At 36.1% G+C, this 850-nt stretch carries 1 protein-coding gene; it reads right to left on the reverse strand.

Features of this window, described 5'->3' with window-relative positions; all coding sequences use genetic code 11:
* Positions 1-200 precede the first annotated feature (200 nt).
* Positions 201-731: an SMI1/KNR4 family protein gene (locus tag AC1TPC_RS26850; RefSeq protein ID WP_482069776.1), complete on the reverse strand. Its 531-nt coding sequence runs from the start codon at positions 729-731 to the stop codon at positions 201-203.
* Between the last annotated feature and the right edge of the window lie 119 nt (positions 732-850).

The raw sequence follows: 850 nt of genomic DNA on the forward strand, positions 1-850 counted from the left end.
CTTCACCATAAAGGTGCTCCTCTCTTTTGGGTGATGTGTTCTAGACAAACACCATTCTACCAAAGATCAGGGCACTTTTTTACGTTTTTATAAGATTTCACTTTCGAAATTCAGGTTTATATATAATTAGCTCGAGTTATAAAAAAAAGTACCTCGGTCTAGACTTCTTTGACCTACGGTACTTTTTTGCGTTATAGCGACTAGATAAAAAAATTATTTTTTTCCCAAAAACTTGATCCCTGGTTCTCTAAAACAAGGCTAAACCAGGTTTCAAAATCTAGTCCCATATCATGTGCTTCATCAATTGGAGCCATTGAATCCCGATAGAGCATGTAGTCTTTTCTTCCATCTATTACTCGATCCATATCAATAAGCAAATCTTGACCATAATGGTAACCGATCATCAACCACTCATTCGGAAAATCCCCGCTATTCATGATATCCATAATGGCATCGATATTGAATAATGAGAATTCTCCGCCATAATAGGGGTGATAAAACAACTTCGCGCCGTCATGCATTAATAAAAACCGATAATAATCTGGTGGCAAAACTAAATCATATTGGTTCATAAAATCGTCCAGTTCATCTTCCAAGCAAGGAGGATGAAACAGAAACGTAACTTTTTTTACTGAACCGTCTCCGTTATCAATACCAATAAAGTCTCCATTTTGTTTCAACCGCTCTTTCAGAGTATTGATAACTAGTTCTAAAGCAAGTCGGTCGGTCATAAATTCCTCCCACTATAAAGTAATGTTTTCTCCTGTTTTCTCACTCATTCTTAGATTTACAACTTTGACACCTTAGAGGTGAGGGAGAAATGTTGGTATAAATCATATTTTTCTGCAAA

This window comes from Paenibacillus sp. Y280, from assembly GCF_056786335.1.